This is a genomic window from Bacillus sp. PK6-025 (assembly GCF_056530265.1).
Window position 1 is genome coordinate 727,812 of record NZ_CP096509.1, and the last position, 19,733, is coordinate 747,544.

16 protein-coding genes and 2 pseudogenes are annotated in these 19,733 nt (G+C 47.1%); 16 read left to right on the forward strand and 2 right to left on the reverse strand.

All coding sequences use genetic code 11. From position 1 onward, the window contains the following. The first annotated feature begins 117 nt into the window (after positions 1 to 117). Genes purM through purD form a run of 4 tightly spaced genes read left to right on the forward strand, consistent with a single transcriptional unit; the run spans position 118 to position 4,559 of the window. Complete coding sequence (purM, locus tag M1D67_RS03690; RefSeq protein ID WP_035337048.1) at positions 118 to 1,158, forward strand: phosphoribosylformylglycinamidine cyclo-ligase; 1,041 nt, start codon at positions 118 to 120, stop codon at positions 1,156 to 1,158. Further along, positions 1,155 to 1,742: a phosphoribosylglycinamide formyltransferase gene (purN, locus tag M1D67_RS03695; protein ID WP_035337045.1), complete on the forward strand. Its 588-nt coding sequence runs from the start codon at positions 1,155 to 1,157 to the stop codon at positions 1,740 to 1,742. The genes purM and purN overlap by 4 nt, the downstream gene beginning before the upstream one ends. After that, positions 1,739 to 3,277, forward strand: a complete 1,539-nt coding sequence (purH, locus tag M1D67_RS03700; protein WP_035337043.1) for a bifunctional phosphoribosylaminoimidazolecarboxamide formyltransferase/IMP cyclohydrolase — start codon at positions 1,739 to 1,741, stop codon at positions 3,275 to 3,277. Before purN ends, purH begins: the two co-directional genes overlap by 4 nt. Positions 3,278 to 3,290: 13 nt before the next feature. Continuing rightward, entirely contained in the window at positions 3,291 to 4,559 is a 1,269-nt protein-coding gene (purD, locus tag M1D67_RS03705; RefSeq protein WP_035337040.1) for a phosphoribosylamine--glycine ligase, read from the forward strand. 49 nt (positions 4,560 to 4,608) lie between these two features. Here the strand turns inward: purD and M1D67_RS03710 are convergent, their stop codons facing one another. Beyond that, the gene (locus M1D67_RS03710) at positions 4,609 to 5,187 is read right to left on the reverse strand and encodes a TetR/AcrR family transcriptional regulator (protein ID WP_035337038.1); all 579 of its coding nucleotides are present in this window, start codon (positions 5,185 to 5,187) and stop codon (positions 4,609 to 4,611) included. Between the two features lie 137 nt (positions 5,188 to 5,324). Between M1D67_RS03710 and M1D67_RS03715 the strand changes: the two genes are divergently transcribed. The 3 genes and pseudogenes from M1D67_RS03715 to M1D67_RS03725 all read left to right on the forward strand — a co-directional run. Then, positions 5,325 to 6,548 (forward strand): cytochrome P450, encoded by a 1,224-nt coding sequence (locus M1D67_RS03715; protein WP_035337035.1) that lies wholly within the window; start codon positions 5,325 to 5,327, stop codon positions 6,546 to 6,548. A 785-nt stretch (positions 6,549 to 7,333) separates the two neighbouring features. Continuing rightward, positions 7,334 to 7,780 carry a DUF6376 family protein gene (locus M1D67_RS03720; RefSeq protein ID WP_020450446.1) on the forward strand — a complete coding sequence of 149 codons (447 nt, stop codon included), beginning with the start codon at positions 7,334 to 7,336 and terminating at the stop codon, positions 7,778 to 7,780. Between the two features lie 117 nt (positions 7,781 to 7,897). Continuing rightward, positions 7,898 to 8,161 (forward strand): annotated as a pseudogene (locus M1D67_RS03725) (transposase); the annotation flags it as partial. Positions 8,162 to 8,360: 199 nt separating this feature from the next. Here the strand turns inward: M1D67_RS03725 and M1D67_RS03730 are convergent. Further along, positions 8,361 to 8,591: a YgaP family membrane protein gene (locus M1D67_RS03730; protein WP_020450448.1), complete on the reverse strand. Its 231-nt coding sequence runs from the start codon at positions 8,589 to 8,591 to the stop codon at positions 8,361 to 8,363. 125 nt (positions 8,592 to 8,716) lie between these two features. Between M1D67_RS03730 and M1D67_RS03735 the strand changes: the two genes are divergently transcribed. The 9 genes and pseudogenes from M1D67_RS03735 (at position 8,717) to M1D67_RS03775 (ending at position 19,725) form a co-directional block, all read left to right on the forward strand. Then, positions 8,717 to 10,456, forward strand: coding sequence for an adenine deaminase C-terminal domain-containing protein (locus tag M1D67_RS03735; protein ID WP_095292965.1), 1,740 nt, complete (start codon positions 8,717 to 8,719; stop codon positions 10,454 to 10,456). 25 nt (positions 10,457 to 10,481) lie between these two features. Further along, positions 10,482 to 11,471, forward strand: a complete 990-nt coding sequence (locus M1D67_RS03740; RefSeq protein WP_079289226.1) for a DUF3048 domain-containing protein — start codon at positions 10,482 to 10,484, stop codon at positions 11,469 to 11,471. A gap of 2 nt (positions 11,472 to 11,473) precedes the next feature. Beyond that, positions 11,474 to 11,785 (forward strand): YerC/YecD family TrpR-related protein, encoded by a 312-nt coding sequence (locus M1D67_RS03745; RefSeq protein ID WP_003179568.1) that lies wholly within the window; start codon positions 11,474 to 11,476, stop codon positions 11,783 to 11,785. A 150-nt stretch (positions 11,786 to 11,935) separates the two neighbouring features. Continuing rightward, entirely contained in the window at positions 11,936 to 12,622 is a 687-nt protein-coding gene (gene pcrB / locus M1D67_RS03750) for a heptaprenylglyceryl phosphate synthase (RefSeq protein ID WP_020450451.1), read from the forward strand. Positions 12,623 to 12,681: 59 nt separating this feature from the next. Further along, positions 12,682 to 14,901 (forward strand): DNA helicase PcrA, encoded by a 2,220-nt coding sequence (pcrA, locus tag M1D67_RS03755; protein ID WP_020450452.1) that lies wholly within the window; start codon positions 12,682 to 12,684, stop codon positions 14,899 to 14,901. Positions 14,902 to 14,935: 34 nt separating this feature from the next. Next, positions 14,936 to 16,940, forward strand: a pseudogene (gene ligA / locus M1D67_RS03760) (NAD-dependent DNA ligase LigA). 15 nt (positions 16,941 to 16,955) lie between these two features. Beyond that, positions 16,956 to 18,146: a CamS family sex pheromone protein gene (locus M1D67_RS03765; protein ID WP_023855598.1), complete on the forward strand. Its 1,191-nt coding sequence runs from the start codon at positions 16,956 to 16,958 to the stop codon at positions 18,144 to 18,146. 191 nt (positions 18,147 to 18,337) lie between these two features. Then, on the forward strand, positions 18,338 to 19,264 hold the full coding sequence (gene yhfZ / locus M1D67_RS03770; RefSeq protein ID WP_020450455.1) for a GntR family transcriptional regulator YhfZ: 927 nt from the start codon (positions 18,338 to 18,340) through the stop codon (positions 19,262 to 19,264). 95 nt (positions 19,265 to 19,359) lie between these two features. Then, complete coding sequence (locus M1D67_RS03775) at positions 19,360 to 19,725, forward strand: PRD domain-containing protein (RefSeq protein WP_479831597.1); 366 nt, start codon at positions 19,360 to 19,362, stop codon at positions 19,723 to 19,725. The last annotated feature ends 8 nt before the right edge of the window (positions 19,726 to 19,733 follow it).

Consider the following 19,733-nt stretch of genomic DNA (forward strand, 5'->3'; position numbering starts at 1 on the left):
GGCGCTCTTGAAGCGCCGCGTCTCCTGAAATGAATAAAGGGCAGCAGAAGCGATGCGGCTGCTCTTTTGATTTTGAATATTACGAATGGACAAGCGCGGAATAAGGAGTGGATTGTGTTGTCTGAAAGCTATAAAAACGCCGGGGTTGATATTGAAGCCGGATATGAAGCCGTAAAACGAATGAAAAAACATGTGGAAAGAACGAAGCGAATCGGCGCAATGGGCGGTCTTGGCGGATTTGGCGGCATGTTTGACCTGTCAGAACTGCCGTACAAACAGCCGGTTCTGATTTCGGGAACGGACGGTGTCGGCACAAAGCTGAAGCTCGCTTTTGCGATGGACAAGCATGACACGATCGGCATCGATGCCGTCGCTATGTGTGTCAACGATGTGCTCGCTCAAGGAGCGGAGCCGCTGTTCTTCCTTGATTACCTTGCGGTCGGAAAAGCCGACCCCGTCAAAATTGAAGAAATTGTAAAAGGTGTCGCAGAAGGCTGTGTACAGTCAGGATCAGCGCTAGTCGGCGGAGAAACGGCGGAAATGCCGGGTCTTTATACAGAGGATGAATACGATATTGCCGGGTTCTCGGTCGGAGCCGCTGAAAAAGATGGCATCGTCACGGGCGAAAACATCAGCGAAGGGCACCTTTTAATCGGACTTTCTTCAAGCGGACTTCACAGCAACGGCTTCTCTCTCGTTCGTAAAGTTCTTCTTGAAGATGCCGGTCTGAACCTTGATGAGACGTATACACCTTTTGAACGGCCTCTTGGCGAAGAGCTTTTAGAGCCGACGAAAATTTATGTCAAGCCTGTCCTTGAAGCGGTGAAATCAGGTAAAATCGCAGGCATGGCGCACGTGACCGGCGGCGGTTTTATTGAAAACCTGCCGCGCATGATGCCTGATGGTCTCGGTGTTGAAATCGACATCGGCTCCTGGCCCGTCCCTCCTGTCTTTCCGTTCATTCAGGAGAAAGGCGGCCTGAAGTCCGAGGAAATGTTCAATGTTTTCAATATGGGAATCGGGTTTGTCCTTGCGGTGAAAGAAGAGGATATGACAGACGTGATTCAAACGCTCGAAAACAACGGTGAAAAAGCCTATCTCATCGGCAGAGTGAAAGCCGGAAGCGGCGTTGAGTTTGGCGGTGCCGGTCTTTCATGAGAAAATTCGCGGTATTTGCATCAGGAAGCGGAACGAACTTTGAAGCGATCGCAAGAAGAATGAGAGAAGAGAACTGGGATGCCAAAATCGTTCTTGTCGTCTGTGACAAGCCCGATGCGAAAGTGCTTGAAAGAGCTGAAAAAGCCGGAATTCCATCGTTCGCATTCCAGCCGAAATCGTTCGAAAATAAAGCAGCTTTTGAACAAGTGATCGTTGAACAGCTCCGCCTCCACGGAGCAGAATGGATTGTCCTGGCGGGGTACATGAGACTGATCGGCGATACGCTTCTGTCGGCTTACCGGAATAAAATCATCAACATCCATCCGTCGCTCCTGCCGGCGTTTCCCGGCATCGACGCGATCGGACAGGCGTACAGAGCGGGTGTGAAAGTGGCGGGCATCACGGTTCACTATGTTGACGAAGGCATGGACACCGGTCCGATTATCGCCCAGCGCGCCGTCGAGCTTGAAAAAAGCGAAACACTCGCATCTCTTGAAGAAAAGATACACAAATTGGAGCATGAGCTTTATCCCGAAGTAATCAAAGAGCTTCTTGAACTAAATGGCAGAGGTGAAAAGGAATGACGATCAAACGCGCATTAATCAGCGTATCAGATAAAACGAACATTGTCCCTTTTGTAAAAGAATTGACAGAGCTTGGCGTAGAAGTGATTTCAACAGGCGGCACAAGCAAACTTCTTCAGGAAAACGGCGTTGACGTCATCGGCATTTCTGAAGTGACGGGCTTTCCCGAAATCATGGACGGCCGTCTGAAAACCCTTCATCCGAATATTCACGGCGGGCTTCTTGCCGTCCGCGGCAACGAAAAACACATGGCGCAGCTCAATGAACAGGGAATTCAGCCGATCGACCTTGTCGTTGTTAATTTATATCCGTTTAAAGAAACGGTTTCTAAAGAAGACGTCACATTCGAAGAAGCGATTGAGAATATCGACATCGGCGGTCCAGGCATGCTTCGCGCAGCAGCGAAAAACCACCAGGACGTGGCGGTCATCGTCGATCCCCGCGACTACACCCCTGTACTGAACGACTTGAAAGAAAACGGCAGCGTCTCTCTTGAGAAAAAACGCGAGTTGGCAGCGAAGGTGTTCCGCCACACGGCAGCGTATGACGCGTTGATCGCTGACTATTTAACAAAGGTAACCGGCGAAAAAGAGCCTGAACAGTTCACCGTCACCTTTGAGAAAAAGCAATCGCTCCGCTACGGCGAAAATCCGCATCAGGAAGCAGTCTTTTATCAAAGTGCGCTCCCTGTCAAAGGGTCAATTGCTTCAGCTGAACAGCTGCACGGAAAAGAGCTTTCTTACAACAATATCAAAGACGCGGATGCAGCACTTCAAATCGTCCGCGAGTTCACGGAGCCGGCTGCGGTTGCCGTCAAGCATATGAACCCTTGCGGCGTCGGGACGGGCAACACGATCGAAGAGGCGTTTAACAAAGCATACGCCGCTGACGAAACGTCAATTTTCGGCGGCATCATCGCTTTGAACCGGGAAGTGGATAAAGCGACGGCTGAAACGCTTCACAAAATCTTTTTGGAAATCATCATCGCGCCAGCATTCAGCCAAGAAGCGCTTGATATTTTAACATCCAAGAAAAACCTTCGCCTCTTGACCCTTGATGTCAATCAGCCTGTGAAAAACGAAAAGCAGCTGACATCTGTTCAAGGCGGGCTTTTGATTCAGGATCTGGATATGCACGGTTTTGACGACGCCGACATCACAATTCCGACGAAAAGAGAGCCGACCGAACAGGAATGGGCTGACTTGAAGCTCGCTTGGAAAGTTGTGAAGCATGTCAAATCGAATGCGATTGTCCTGGCAAAAGACGATATGACGATCGGCGTCGGCGCTGGACAAATGAACCGAGTCGGCTCCGCGAAAATCGCAATTGAGCAAGCCGGCGGGAAAGCGAAAGGAAGCGCGCTCGGATCAGATGCGTTCTTCCCGATGCCTGATACGGTCGAAGAAGCGGCTAAAGCCGGTGTGACGGCGATCATTCAGCCGGGCGGATCGGTTCGTGATGAAGATTCGATTCAAAAAGCGGATGAATACGGGATCGCGATGGTGTTCACCGGAATCCGCCATTTCAAACATTAAGGGAGTGACCAGCGTGAACGTATTGATTATCGGCAGAGGCGGCAGGGAGCACACGCTCGCCTGGAAAGCGGCGCAAAGCCCTCTTGTCGGCACTGTATATGCGGCGCCCGGCAATGACGGAATGGCCGGGACCGCCGTACTCGTTGATCTTGACGAAGGCAATCACGAAGGGCTTCTCGCTTTCGCAAAAGAAAACAATATCGGACTGACGATTGTCGGTCCTGAGGTCCCTCTAATCGAAGGGCTTGTGGATGCATTTGAAGAAGCGGGCCTTCCGGTGTTCGGTCCGTCGAAAAAAGCAGCGGTGATTGAAGGAAGCAAGCAGTTTGCCAAAGATCTGATGAAAAAATATCAAATACCGACAGCAGAATACGAAACGTTTACATCTTTTGAAAAAGCAAAGGCGTATGTTGAGGAAAAAGGCGCGCCGATCGTCATCAAAGCTGACGGGCTTGCCGCTGGAAAAGGCGTCACAGTCGCGATGACAGCCGAAGATGCGGTTCAGTGTCTGCATGACTTTTTAGAAGATGAAAAGTTCGGCGATGCAAGCGCCTCTGTCGTTATCGAGGAATTTTTGAGCGGTGAAGAATTTTCGCTGATGGCTTTTGTCAAAGGTGAAAAAGTGTATCCGATGGTGATCGCGCAAGATCACAAGCGGGCATTTGACGGAGACAAAGGCCCGAATACAGGGGGAATGGGCGCATATTCCCCGGTGCCGCAGATTTCGGATGCGGTCGTTGAAGACGCCGTTAAAACGATTTTGGAGCCGGCGGCCGAAGCGATGGTTAAAGAAGGCCGTTCGTTTACGGGAGTCTTGTATGCTGGCTTAATGCTAACCGAAAAAGGAACAAAAGTGATCGAATTCAACGCGAGATTCGGAGATCCGGAAACCCAGGTCGTACTGCCGCGTCTTGAATCAGACCTTGTACAAGTCTTGCTTGACCTCCTCGCCGACAAAGAAGTGGAGCTGAAGTGGAAGGATACGGCGGCAGTCACCGTTGTTCTAGCATCTGACGGCTATCCGGAAAGCTATGAAAAAGGCACGCCGATCAGCACGCTTGAGCCTGATATGGAACAGACCGTCGTCTTTCACGCAGGCACGAAAAAAAGCGGCGGTCAGTTTGTGACAAACGGCGGCCGCGTCGCCAATGTCACGGCGTTTGCCGAGACGTTTGAAGCGGCCAGGGAAGCAGCATATCAAGCGGTGGAACGAGTAAGAAAACCGGGGCTGTTTTACCGGACGGATATCGGCGCGCGTGCGCTCAAGGCAGCGCAGAAATAACCGGTGAAGAGACAGAGCGGGAGCACCCGTTTTGTCTCTTTTTTTGCCGTCAATTTTTTTGGATCATTTTGATCAACGATTCAGCCATCAATTCGGGCGGATAAGGCATGCCATTTTCAAGCCACCATGCGGCTGTGCCCGCAAAGGCGGAAATCACAAATCGCCGCTGGATATCAAGAGGCACTGAGCGATTAGTATCGGAAGCTGCCGTTTTTTTGATTCCCGTCAAAAAGCTGTCATTCCAAAAGTCATTGAGCAGCTCCTTAATGTTCAGCTCATATCTTCTGTTGATGATAATCGCAAAATCATCGCAGTTCTGTTGTAAATGCTGATAAAAGCGCAGCACATACCAGTACGCTTCAGGCTTTTCCCCGCTGCAATCTATATCAAGCGGCGAAAAAATATCCTCTTTCATCGCTTCAAACATGTCTCTCATATTTTGATGAAGCAAATCGTATTTATCTTGATAATGCTGATAAAATGTCGTTCGATTCAAGTTTGCCCGTTGCGTAATATCCTGTACAGAGATTTTTCCCCATTCTTTTTCAGCCAGCAGTTCAAACAAGGCTTTTTTTAAATTTGTTTTCGATTTTGTAATCCGCTTGTCCCCGCGATAGCTGTCAGCCACTTCAGCCGCCTCCTCAAACACTTTTTCGACACTTCTTTTCCACTTGTTGGTTGAATGATCCGGTGGGTTCTTTTAATTTTAAACTAACATATTGAACTTCATGAATCAGCTGACAAGAACCGAAGGAGTGAAAGCGAATGAGTCAAACAAAACAGCAGAACCCTATTCAGAAAGCGCTGCTTAACGGAAAGAACAGACAAGACCCGTATGATCCGTTTCCATGGTATGAAAAAATGCGCACCGAATCACCGATTCACTATGATGAAGACAGCAAGGTGTGGAGTGTGTTCCGTTATGACGATGTCAAAAGAGTGATCAGCGACAAAGACTTTTTTTCAAATCAGTTCCATCAGCTTGGAACCGGCAATACGTTTGCGAAAACGTTGATCAGCATGGATCCGCCGAAACACACGAGAATCAGATCGATCGTCAACAAGGCTTTTACTCCGCGTGTCATGAATGAGTGGGAGCCGCGCATTCGCGAACTGACGAATGAACTGCTCGTTCAAATCCGCGGCAGGGAAGAGATCGACCTTGTACAGAATTTTTCATATCCGTTGCCCGTCATCGTCATTTCGGAATTGCTCGGCGTTCCTTCAATGTATAAGCACCATTTCAAAGAATGGTCCGACGTGTTGGTCAGCCTGCCGAAGAGCGACCGGCAAGAAGATGTGAACGAGTGGAAAAATATCAGGGATCAAGGCGAAGAAGAGCTGACCGCGTTTTTTGAAAAGATGATCGAAGAGAAAAGACAAAACCTCGGCAATGACTTGATTTCGCTCTTGATCAAAGCCGAACAAGAAGGGGACAAGCTTTCTCCTGATGAATTGGTTCCGTTTTGCAACCTGCTCTTGATGGCGGGGAATGAAACGACGACCAATTTGATTTCAAATGCGGTCTACAGCATTCTCGAAACACCGGGTGCGTATGACGAGCTCGCCAGGCATCCTGAACTGATTCCGCAGGCCGTCGAGGAAGCCGTCCGTTTCCGGGCGCCCGCGCCGATGATCGTGCGCTTCGTTAAACAGGATACCGAGATCAGAGGAGTAAGTTTGAAAAAAGGAGAAGGCGTCGTCGCTTTTCTTGCTTCTGCCAACCGTGATGAAGCGAAATTTGAGAGGGCGCACGAATTTGATATTCACCGTCATCCGAACCCGCATATCGGATTTGGCCACGGCATCCATTTCTGCTTAGGCGCTCCGCTCGCGAGGCTGGAAGCAACGATTGCCCTTGAGGGGCTTCTGAAGCAGTATTCCTCGATGGAAAAGCTTGCGATCGCGCCGATGGCGGACAGCAGCATGTACGGCTTGAAACAATTCCGTCTGCGGGTGAAGTCAGCGGGGAAAACGGCGCCATACTAATTTTAAAAGCGCCTGAAGTGGTGCTTTTTTGTTGTTGGTGGAAAAATCGCCTAACCTTTAGTACCATTTTATTAAGACAGTGATAGGGAAGGAGAAAGCATATGAGTCATGTAACCTGCAAAAGGTGTAAAAAACAAATATCAAAAGACGAGACATTTTATTACATAGACAAGCCCGTCGGATTATCAGGAATCACCCATGTCAAAAGGTTTCTGGAGAGCAACGGCTTGATTTTATGTGAAGATTGTATAAGAGAGCATTTGCAAAAATGACCTCATTCAATATAAAAAAAGCCCCTATAAAAGATGACGAAATCCTAAAACTTTAAACCGTTTTAGGATTTCGTCAACAATCTGCCACTTTCATTCCCAAGAAGGTGTTTTTTTACGGACAGGGCATTTCTTTCATAAGCCGGCCAGCAGGAATTTGACTGGATAAGCCTTGTGCCTTAAAATGAAAGTAATAAAAATGAATACTCCAAAGGGGAGTAGCTGTCACAGTAAAGTCGTCATTACGGGATGTCCTAGATCCTCGGCTTTGCTGGCAATCTAATTGTTAGCGAGACCTTTGCCAAATCTGATTTGGTGAAGGTCTTTTTGTTTATCCACTTCACCAAATCGGTGGAGTTTTTTCATTTTTATCAAAAGGGAAAGGAGACTGACCGTGTCTAAGCTCGGGAAATGGCTGAAGCGTGAATTGGTGAAGAAAGGTCTGCCTTTGGCGAAAGAAAAATTAATTCCGATTTTGAAAGAAAAAATGAAAAAGAAACGATAAGGAGGCAAACAATGAAAAGAATTCTTATAGTTCTTGCCGGAATGGGCCTTTTAGGTGCAGGCGGATGCGGAATGCTTGATCAGGTGAATGACGGATTGAACTATACAAATGAAGCGGCCGGATATATCCAAGAAGTGAAGACATTTGCGGAGGAGGCGCCTTCCTTGGCTGAACAGGCTGTAAACGACACGGGTGCAAAAGAAAAGCTGGAAACTCAGCTTGAGTCTATCCAGCAGGCTGCAGCCGATTTTAATGAATTAACCCCTCCCGATGCCGCAGCCGAGATTCATAACACCATCGAGAAGCATAATGAAACACTGCAAAAAAGCGCTGAGGATGTTTTGAAAAGTGTTGAGGAAGGAAAATTAACAGTCGAGAAGCTGGAGCAGTCAGAATTGGTGCAAAGCGCTCAGCAGATCAGCGATGTGATGGGTCAGATTGAAAAATTGACCGAATAGAAAAAAGCATCCCGGTTTAGGATGTTTCAGCTTGTCGACAAAGTCATAAAAAGTGGCTTCATCGACAAGCTTTTTTTAAAAAAATGTGAGTGGAATCTAGATTTTGGAGGTTTTACTATGTTGTCCAAGCACTCAAAAGATCAGCGTGAACAGCTTGAAGTCGTTGCCTTAAGTGAACTTGTCCTTGAAGATGATCTGGTCAGGAAGATGGAAGAAGCCATGGATTTTTCATTTATTTATGAAAAAGTTGCCCCTCTTTATTCTTCAAAAGGACGTCCAAGCATTGATCCCGTTGTATTGATCAAAATGGTTCTGATTCAATACGTGTTTGGGCATCGCTCCATGCGCGAAACCATCGAACGGGTTTTTTGCGGCATGGCCTGCGCTGGACAACCCTGTGGGGAAAGAAAAAATTGTCCATGCAGGCGATGCTTGTTTTCGCTGACATGAATGGACATGGAAAGGCCCTAACCGCCGTCCTTTTCATCGAAAAAACAAAATAAACTGGACAAAAAATAGGTAGGACCTTAGAAATCCGACCTATTTTGTCAACGGTCTGAAATCACCTATAAGGTGCTTTTTACGATTGTTCGCCAGCTTCTCCCTGCTGCTTCATATAAGTTTGGCAAACATATGTCATGGGACAAAATCGCAAGATGCCGGAAGCGGCCTTCATCGCCCCCATAAACATGCAGAAAAGCGTCATTCTGCACCACGGTTTTCTCGTAAACTTTGCCGCTGCCGCCGACAGGATCGTCAGTCCGCAGGCAATGCGAAAAACGGCGTCAAACAGTCCGATGTTTTGCTTCATGCTTCATTCCTCCTATTTAAATAATTAAATAAAGTGTTTTTTCGAAAAATTGTAACGGATTGGTAATGCGTGACGATAGTAAATGTGTTAACATAGGATCATTACATGTAAAGGAGAGTATGTGAATGTCCGAACGCACCTTAATTTGGAAAAACAAACACATCAGATCGCAAGTTGATGTTGTAAGTTCAAGGCTGCAGCCAACGCTCCTTTTACGAAATGCCTCTGTACTGAACCCGTATGTAAAGCAATGGATTCTGGCAAACGTATGGATTCATCATGACAGAATCGTTTACGTCGGCCGTGACTTGCCGAAGACGGCTGTTAAAACTACAATAGATTGTGAAGGAAAATACATTGTACCCGGGTATATTGAGCCGCATGTCCATCCTTTTCAAATTTATAATCCCCAAACTTTGGCTGAATATGTGTCACAGTTTGGAACGACGACATTCGTAAATGACAACTTGTTTCTGCTTTTGCATTGCGGAAAAAAGAAAGCGTTTTCTATATTGGAAGAACTGAAAAAACAGCCTGTCCACTACTATTGGTGGTCAAGGTATGACTTGCAGACTGAAGTGTTGAATGAAGATCAAATTTTATCGATCGATTACCGAAAACGTTGGGGAGAACACCCGGACGTCATCCAGGGAGGAGAAATGACAGGCTGGCCGCGCCTCTTGGACGGCGATGATCTGCTCCTTCATTGCATGCAGTGCACGAAAAGAAGGAGAAAGCGGATCGAGGGCCATTTTCCGGGGGCATCGGAAAAAACGCTCACGAAGATGAAGCTTTTCGGCGCTGACGCAGATCATGAAGCCATGACTGGAAAGGAAGTGCTGAAGCGGCTTGAACTTGGATACCACGTCGGCTTGAGGCAGTCTTCCATCCGTCCTGATTTGCGAAAGATTTTGCGCGAGCTGCACGAAGACGGCTTTCACCATTATGACCATATGTTTTATACAACGGACGGTGCAACGCCGAACTTTTATAAAGAAGGCATGACAAACAAGCTGATTGAAATTGCCATCGAAGAGGGCGTGCCGCTGATCGATGCCTATAATATGGCTTCGTTTAATATCGCTAAGTATTATCATATGGAGGATATCCTCGGTGTGGTGGCACCGGGCAGATACGCAACGCTCAACATTTTGAATAGCCCTGATGAACCGAATCCGGAGACAGTTTTGGCAAAAGGGCGGCTGATCAAATCAGGCGGCGTAAATATGAATGCGTTTACAGTTCCGGATTGGCAAAAAGGGGGTCTTGTCCCTCTGAACCTTTCATATGATCTAACGATGGATGACTTGCAGTTTTCCATGCCGCTCGGCTTAAAAATGAGGAATTCCGTCATTATGGAGCCTTATACGATTGAGATTGACAACTCTGTCAACCAGCTTTCTTTTGACCATGATGAAAGCTATCTCTCGCTGTTCGACAAATACGGAAAATGGCGTGTCAATACGATGCTGAAAGGCTTTGCAACCCGCGTCCAAGGGTTCGTCAGCTCCTATTCGACAACGGGAGATATTATCGCGGTCGGCAAAAACAAGGAAGACATGCTTTTGGCCTTCAAGCGGATGAAAGAAATCGGGGGAGGTATCGTATTAGCGGAAAACGGAAAAATCCTGCACGAAATTCCTCTTCATTTAAGCGGCGGCGCATCAAATGAGATGTATGAAAAGGTGCTTGAAAGGGAAAAGACGTTAAAAGAGCTTTTGTTTGAAAGAGGCTATACGTTTGACGACCCGATCTACACCCTGCTCTTTTTGCAAAGCACTCATCTGCCTTATATCAGGGTGACGCCGAAAGGGATCTTTGATGTGATGAAAAAAACTGTACTCTTTCCATCGATAATGCGTTAAAATATAAAAGAGCGGGAGCTAATCTATGGTGAATCGATACGTAAGAGTACTGCTTTGTTTTGCTTCTCTTTTACTGCTTGCATCGTGCCAGTCGCAGGAACAGCAGGAAAAGGAAAAGAACATTCATCCGCTGACAGGATTGAAGGCGGACGGAGATATTCGACAGCGGTCCATTGCCGTTGTGGTGAACAATCATTCAAAAGCACGGCCGCAGTCGGGATTAAGTAAGGCTGACATTGTCATTGAAGCTCTCAGTGAAGGACCGATCACACGATTGTTGGCGATCTATCAAAGCGACATGCCTGAAGCGGTTGGCCCAGTCCGCAGCGTCCGGGAGTATTTCATTGATTTGGCTCTCGGTTTTGACAGCCTCTTGGTGCATCACGGCTGGAGTCCGGGTGCAAAAAGCCGCCTGTTGAACGGCGACGCCGATCATATCAATGGGATGGATTACGACGGCAGCCTGTTTTGGAGGGCCGATTTTCGGGAAGCGCCGCATAATTCGTACACGTCATATAAAAATGTAAAGCAAGCAGCAGATGACAAAGGATATGCCATCGAAACCCGCACAGAACCGCTCACTTTTAAAGCAAGCCCTGACAAACCTTCGGATGCGCTTTATTCTATACGGTTAGATTACGGAACAAAATCCGTTACAAACCGTGTCGAATATGGTTATGATAAAAAGGTTGAAGGCTATGTGAGAAAGTCAGACGGTATTTTGACAACAGACCTTGAAACAGAAGAACCTGTTGTTCTTCAAAACATTCTAATAGCGGAAGCCGAACATCATATGAAAGATGCGTACGGGAGAAGGGATATTGACCTTCGTTCAGGCGGAAAAGGGCTCCTTTTGCAAAACGGGGAAGTCCATCGGATCAGCTGGAAGAACGAAAACGGCCGGATCATACCGAAGACGGACGGCAAGACCGTTCCGTTTGTGCCGGGAAAAACGTGGATCAATGTCGTTCCCGATCTCAGCAAGGTTTCTATTAGCAAAGGAGAAGGTGTGTAAAGATGCAGATCGATAAATTGCGCGGGAGAGAGCTGGACCAGCTTTTTCAATCCATACTATCACTAAAAGATCTCGAAGAATGCTATCGTTTTTTCGATGATTTATGCACAATAAATGAAATTCAGTCATTGGCTCAGCGGCTCGAAGTAGCCAGAATGCTGCGCGACGGTAACACGTATCACAAAATTGAGACGGAAACCGGAGCGAGCACCGCGACCATTTCCAGGGTGAAACGCTGCCTGAACTACGGAAATGACGCTTATATCATGGCGCTGGACCGCGTCAAAGCAAATCAATCTGAATCATCTTCATGATGTCATGAAACCGCCTGGCTCAGGGCACTGAGCACCGGCGGTTTTTTTGTGCTTTCTGCACGTTTATCGTTTATTCGTTATCCGTTTTTCGAAAGGGGCTGAATTTGTTATAATATTTAAATGGTAAGAACGAATGGAGGAGCTTTTTTCATGTACGATATTACCGAGTGGAAGCATGTCTTTAAACTCGATCCGAATAAAGATATTACGGATGATCAGCTTGAACAGCTGTGCGAATCTGGAACAGACGCGGTTTTGATCGGCGGAAGCGATCATGTCACAGAAGATGATGTCCTTCGGCTGATGTCAAAAGTGCGCCGCTTTTTAGTGCCGTGCGTCCTGGAAGTGTCGACGATTGACGCGATCGTCCCGGGATTTGATCTCTATTTTATTCCGACTGTGCTCAACAGCAGAGATACCGACTGGATTGCCGGCTTACATAAAAAGGCGATGAAAGAATACGGCGAGCTGATGTCACCTGATGAGATTGTTGTTGAAGGGTACTGTATTTTGAATCAGGACTGCAAGGCTGCCGCTTTAACAAACGCAGATACCGAGCTTGACATTGAGGATATTAAAGCATACGCCCGCGTGGCAGAACATCTTTTCCGCCTCCCGGTCTTTTATCTTGAATACAGCGGCATGCTGGGGGATTCGGAGACCGTTAAGGAAACAAAAGCGGTGCTTCAGGAAACGACGCTGTTTTACGGCGGCGGCATCAAAGATGCGGAGACGGCGGTAAAAATGGCTGAGCACGCCGATGTGATCGTCGTCGGAAACGCGATTTATGAGAATTTCGAAGATGCGCTGCAAACGGTAAAGGCCGTAAAAGGATGAGCACAACGAACCGGATTGGTTTATAATAGAACATATGTTTGAATAGGCGGTGAACGGAATTGAATTACATTAGCGACCAATTATTAAGCGGATTAAACAAGATGCAGCAGGAAGCGGTCAAAACGACGGACGGTCCGCTTTTGATCATGGCCGGAGCAGGAAGCGGAAAGACGCGGGTATTGACGCACCGCATTGCGTATTTAATGGCGGAGAAGCGCGTTGCCCCGTGGAACATTTTGGCGATTACATTTACGAACAAAGCGGCCAGAGAAATGAAAGAACGTGTGGAACGCATTCTCGGACCGGGAGCGGACGACATCTGGATTTCGACGTTCCACAGCATGTGTGTGAGAATTTTGCGGAGAGACATCGACAGAATCGGCATCAACCGGAATTTCTCGATTCTTGATACGTCAGATCAGCTTTCCGTCATTAAAGGAATCTTAAAGGAAAGAAACATCGATCCGAAAAAATTCGATCCCAGAAGCATACTCGGATCGATCAGCAGTGCGAAAAACGAATTGATCGACCCGGAAGAGTACGAGAAAACAGCCGGCGGTTTTTTTGAACAAGTCGTCAGCGATGTCTACAAAGATTATCAGAAAAAACTGCGGAAAAACCAGTCGCTCGATTTTGACGATCTGATCATGACGACGATCATCCTGTTTGACCGGGTGCCGGAAGTGCTCGAATACTACCAGCGGAAATTCCAATACATTCATGTCGATGAGTATCAGGATACGAACAGGGCGCAGTATTTGCTCGTCAAAAAAATGGCGCAGCGCTTCGAAAACATCTGCGTCGTCGGGGACTCCGACCAGTCGATCTACAGATGGCGCGGCGCGGACATTGCCAACATTCTGTCGTTTGAAAAAGACTATCCGAATGCAAGCGTCATTCTACTCGAACAAAACTACAGATCGACAAAGCGGATATTGAACGCGGCCAATGAAGTGATTCAGAACAACTCCAACAGAAAGCCGAAAAACCTCTGGACCGAAAATGACGAAGGAGCGAAAATCTCCTACTTCAGAGGCGACAACGAATTTGGCGAAGGCCAATTTGTCGCGGGCAAAATCAGGGAGCTCGTCGGCTCGGGAAAACGATCTTTCTCTGATATCGCGATTTTGTACCGGACGAACGCTCAATCGCGTGTCATCGAGGAAACGCTGATGAAAGCGAACATCAACTACAACATTGTCGGCGGCACGAAGTTCTATGACAGGAAAGAGATCAAAGACATCCTTGCGTATTTGCGCCTCGTCGCAAATCCTGACGACGATATCAGCTTTGCGCGGATCGTAAACGTGCCGAAGCGCGGCGTCGGTGCGACTTCAGTCGATAAAATTGCGGCTTATGCCGATATGAACGGAATGTCTTTATTTGAAGCGCTCGGACAGGTTGACTTTATCGGCCTCAGCGCAAGAGCGGCGAACGCGCTTGACGAGTTCAGACAGACGATCGAAAACCTGACGAACATGCAGGAATACTTATCTGTCACAGAGCTTACGGAAGAAATCCTTGAAAAAACCGAATACCGCGAAATGCTGAAAGCGGAAAAATCCCTGGAAGCGCAGAGCCGTCTTGAAAATATCGACGAGTTTCTCTCCGTAACGAAAAACTTTGAACAGCAAAGCGAAGATAAATCGCTCGTCGCCTTTTTGACAGATTTGGCCCTTATCGCCGATATCGATCAGCTTGATCAAAAGGAAGAAGAGACCGGAAATCAAGACGCGGTCATCTTGATGACGCTTCATGCCGCAAAAGGACTCGAATTCCCGATCGTGTTCCTGATGGGGCTTGAAGAAGGGGTATTCCCGCACAGCCGCTCCCTAATGGAGGAAGCGGAGATGGAAGAGGAGCGGAGACTCGCATACGTCGGCATCACGAGGGCTGAGGAAGAACTTTATTTAACTAACGCGCGGATGCGGACATTGTTCGGGAGAACGAATATGAACCCGGAATCAAGGTTCATTGCGGAAATACCGGAAGAATTATTGGACAATCTAAACGAGAAGAAAAAAGATCTAAAAACGCCGTTTGGAAGAAAGCCGGAGCGGAGAGGCCCGGTTACCCGGCCGGCTGCATCGTACAGCAAAACCGGCGGCGACGGTGTCAATTGGGCAGTCGGCGACAAAGCCTCCCATAAAAAGTGGGGCGTCGGAACCGTTGTCAGCGTCAAAGGATCCGGCGAATCGACTGAGCTTGACATCGCCTTCCCGAGCCCGACCGGAGTGAAGCGTCTTCTCGCGGCCTTTGCGCCTATTGAAAAGCAATAAATGGCAAAAGACCTGAAATGAAAGGACGAAACCAATGGAAAAAGAAGCAGCTAAACGCCGTGTGGAACAACTGCATGCATTGATTAACAAATACAACTACGAATATCACACCCTTGACGACCCAAGCGTGCCTGATTCCGAATATGACAAGCTGATGAAGGAACTTATTGCTCTTGAAGAAGAGCACCCCGACCTGAAAACGCCGGACTCTCCTTCTCAGCGCGTCGGCGGAGCCGTTTTGGACGCCTTTCAAAAAGTGCAGCATAAAACGCCGATGCTGAGCCTCGGCAACGCGTTTAATGAAGAAGATCTGCGCGACTTTGACCGCCGCGTCCGCCAGGCGGTCGGAGATGTTGAGTACAACGTCGAATTTAAAATAGACGGTCTTGCTGTTTCACTGCGCTATGAAAACGGCTTATTTGTCAGAGGTGCGACAAGAGGCGACGGAACAACGGGCGAGGATATTACAGAAAATTTGAAGACCATCAGAAACATTCCCCTCCGAATGAAGCGCGATCTTTCAATTGAAGTGCGCGGCGAGGCTTTTATGCCGAAGCGCTCCTTTGAATTGCTGAACAAAGCGCGGCTCGAACGGGATGAAGAGCCGTTCGCCAACCCGCGGAACGCCGCTGCCGGCTCATTAAGGCAGCTCGATCCGAAAATCGCCGCGAAACGAAATCTCGACATCTTCGTCTACAGTATAGCGGAGCTTGACGAAATGGGCGTTGAAACGCAAAGCCAGGGACTTGATTTCCTCGACGAACTCGGCTTTAAAACCAATCATGAAAGAAAAAAATGCAGCACGATCGAAGAAGTCATTGAGATCGTCGAAGAGCTCAAGACAAAACGCGCCGACCTCCCGTATGAAATCGACGGGATCGTCATTAAAGTCAACTCCCTTGATCAGCAGGAAGAACTCGGCTTTACGGCAAAAAGCCCGCGCTGGGCAATCGCCTACAAGTTTCCTGCCGAAGAGGTTGTCACAACGCTTTTGGACATTGAATTAAGCGTCGGCCGGACGGGTGCAGTAACCCCGACTGCGATTCTCGAACCTGTAAAAGTGGCGGGAACGACCGTCCAAAGAGCTTCTCTCCACAACGAAGATTTGATTAAAGAGAAGGATATCAGACTGCTGGACAAAGTCGTCATTAAAAAAGCAGGAGACATCATTCCCGAGGTTGTCAACGTGCTCGTCGAACAGAGGACGGGAGAAGAGAAAGAATTCAACATGCCGAAGGAATGCCCGGAATGCGGAAGCGAGCTTGTCAGAATTGAAGGAGAAGTCGCGCTTCGCTGCATCAATCCGGAGTGCCCGGCTCAGATCAGGGAAGGCCTGATCCATTTCGTTTCCCGGAACGCGATGAATATAGACGGTCTTGGCGAGCGCGTCATCACCCAGCTGTTCCGCGAAGACCTCGTCCACAATGTCGCCGATCTGTATAAGCTGACGCGCGAGCAGCTGATCAATCTCGAGCGGATGGGGGAAAAATCGACCGACAACTTATTGAAGTCGATTGAAAAATCGAAGGAGAATTCATTGGAACGGCTTCTCTTCGGACTCGGCATCCGCTTCATCGGCGCCAAAGCGGCCAAGACACTGGCGATGCATTTTGAAACGCTTGACAGGCTCAAAAAAGCGACAAAAGAAGAATTGGTGGAAGTCGATGAAATCGGCGAGAAGATGGCGGACGCCCTCGTCACTTATTTTGAAAAAGAAGAGATTTTAAAGCTGTTGGACGAGCTTGAAGAACTCGGGGTGAACACCGAGTATAAGGGCCCGAAAAAAGCGGCCGCTGAAGCGAGCGATTCGTATTTTGCGGGGAAAACGATCGTCCTGACCGGGAAGCTCAACGAAATGTCGCGGAACGACGCGAAAGCGGAAATCGAAGCGCTCGGCGGAAAAATCACAGGCAGTGTAAGCAAAAAAAACCGATCTCGTCATTGCCGGCGAAGCGGCAGGCAGCAAACTGGCGAAAGCTGAAGAGCTGAACATCGAAGTATGGGATGAAGCAAGACTGATCAGTGAGCTAAAGAAATAAGAGGAGTGTTTTCTATTGAAAAAGATATTATGTTTGGCGGCTGCTGCGGGTATGCTCATGCTCTCGGCCTGTGCGCCGAATTTTGGGGGAGAAGAAGAGCAGGAGATGGTGCAGAAAACGGATAAGTCGAAAGAAAAAGCCATCATTCCGAAATACAACATCTCCGATTCTTATTATAAAATGGTTCTTCCTTTCAAGGCGGGGAAAGCCCGCGGCTTGACGACCGAACGCCTGAATACGCGGCTGGATATCGATGAATTTGAGACAGGCATGATGCGCCTTGCGCAAGATTCATTTTCTACTGACGATTACCTTTTTCAAGAAGGACAATACCTGGATGAGGATACAGTTACGAGCTGGCTCGCCCGCAAAAAAACGGGAGACGACCTGAAAAAAGCGGAGAAAGACGATAAAAACTTCAAAAACCTCGGACTGAACCCCGCCCTTTCCGGGAGCGGGTCAACAGAGAAGCAAAACGAAGAAAGCCCGGTATACCTCGCCCATATGCTTGAGCATGACTACCTCGTCCGCAAAGACAAGGATACGATTGAGCTCGGCGGCGTCGTGATCGGCCTTGCGCTGAACTCTGTCTACTACTACCGCGAAAATGTCGGCGACCCGCAAAAAGAAGTGACCATCAGCGACAAAAAGCTGAGGCAGGAAGGCGAAAAAATCGCCGAGGAAGTGGCGAAACGGATCAGAAACATGGATGATTTGAAAAACATTCCGCTGACCATCATGCTCTACAAGCAGGCGCCTAAGTCATCGATCGTCCCTGGAAACTTTATCGCCAAAACCGATGTGAAATCCGGGACAAGCGAGCTCGGCGGCTGGGATAAAATCAATGAAGAGTACACGTTCTTCCCTTCAACAGAAGGTTCAGAGAAACATCCGGATGACGCGGAGCTCTTCAAACGCTTTAAAAACAAAGTCGATACGTATTTTCCAAACTACACAGGGGTTGTCGGCACGGCTCTCTATAAAGACGACCAAATGCAGGACATGAAAATCAACATCCCGATGCAGTTTTACGGCAAAAGCGAAGTCATCGCCTTTACCCAGTTCTTGACCGGTGAAGTAATGGATTACTACGGCAAAAGCGGACTGAACGTTGAGATCAACATTAATTCGTCAGCCGGGCAGGAAGCCGTTATCCTGAAAAAGCCGGGAGACAAAGAACCGACCGTTCATATTTATGATTCATAAAAAAGAAGCAGCCTTCTCGGCTGCTTCTTTTTGTCACGCGGAAACAGGAATAAGGAGACCTATCATTCATTCACGGTGCGCCAACAAAATATTTTTTTATAGTGTTCTGAATAATACTATTGCAAAATTAGGATACAACTCTTATAATTGATTATACAGAATATAGTATATTGTTTTGAGGAAGATGAATTATGTGGGAAAAATTTTACTCTAAAAATGGTTTGGCTGCTAAAAATATTGCTAAAGAATTGATGAATATCAAAGCAGGTGAAAAAATTCCCCGCATCTCAGACTACTGTCATAAGTTATCCATCGGCAGGGGGACTGTCCAAAGTGCGCTGAATTTATTGGTTGATATGAAAGCGATTCATTTGGAGGCTAGAGGCCATTTAGGAACGTTTTTGGTAAGTAAGGATAACAATTTATTACTTGAGATTGCAGGTATTGCACCATTAATCGGCTCAATGCCACTTCCGTATTCAAGGAAATATGAAGGGCTGGCAACAGGGATTGTGGAAGGGTTTGAATCAACCGGAAAAACAGTTAACTTGATCTATATGCGTGGCGGAGTGAATCGAATTGAAGCAGTCCGAACAAAAAGAAGTGATTTTGCAATTGTTTCTAAGATGACGGCAGATCATATCATAGCAGAATATCCAAATTTGAAAATTTTTAAGAAATTCGGGGAAAGCAGTTATGTATCTTCCCATAAAATCTTCTTAGCTCATCCAGATGAGGAAATAGGTAAGGATGTCGTAAGAGTAGGTGTTGATTTGGAGTCTCTAGATCAGAAACAATTAACATTGGCTGAATTTGAAAATAAAAATGCAGAGTTTGTCAATGTGAATTATATGCAGCTTTTCGATATGCTTCTTTCAAAACAAATTGATGCAGCAGTTTGGAATGCCGATGACAAAAGAATGATTCAAACGTTTAAAGCAATCGATTTTTTTTCACCGAAAGCCAAGAAAATTTCCAAGGATACAACTGAAGCCGTTATTGTTATTGAAGGAGACAGAGAAAAAGAAATAGCAGAAAAGTGGCATTTGGTTAATGAGAAACAAATATTAGACACTCAAAAAAGTGTAGAAAAAGGAGAGAAAATACCGCGCTACTAAAATGCCGGCCCATCCGACTTGTCAATCAATACATGAGGCGATGGGTCAGCATTTGAAATTTAAAATACTAAATACAGTATATTGGAGGAACTAGTGTGAACCAAATACAGCTGGAAGAAAAGTTGTCTATTTTACTAACGAGTCAAGTGATTACAAAAAATGCTTTCAACACAACTTTGAACACATTTGTTTTCTTATCAAAAAAGCTGAAAAAGGAGGTGATCAAAGACTCTGAAATGTTTTGGACGCACATGGCGATGGCTTTAACTAGAATTGAGAGGGGAGAAAGCGAAGAAAGTCCTGCAAATGCCATCATCAATGAAGTGTACGAAACACCATATAAAAATGCTATAGAAGAAGTGATAGATTTTATACATTCACTGGCAGGTTTAGAACTTCCAGAAGGTGAGCGTGTCTATTTTTATCTTCATCTTCATAAAGTCATAGAATCTAATGAATAGGAGGGTTT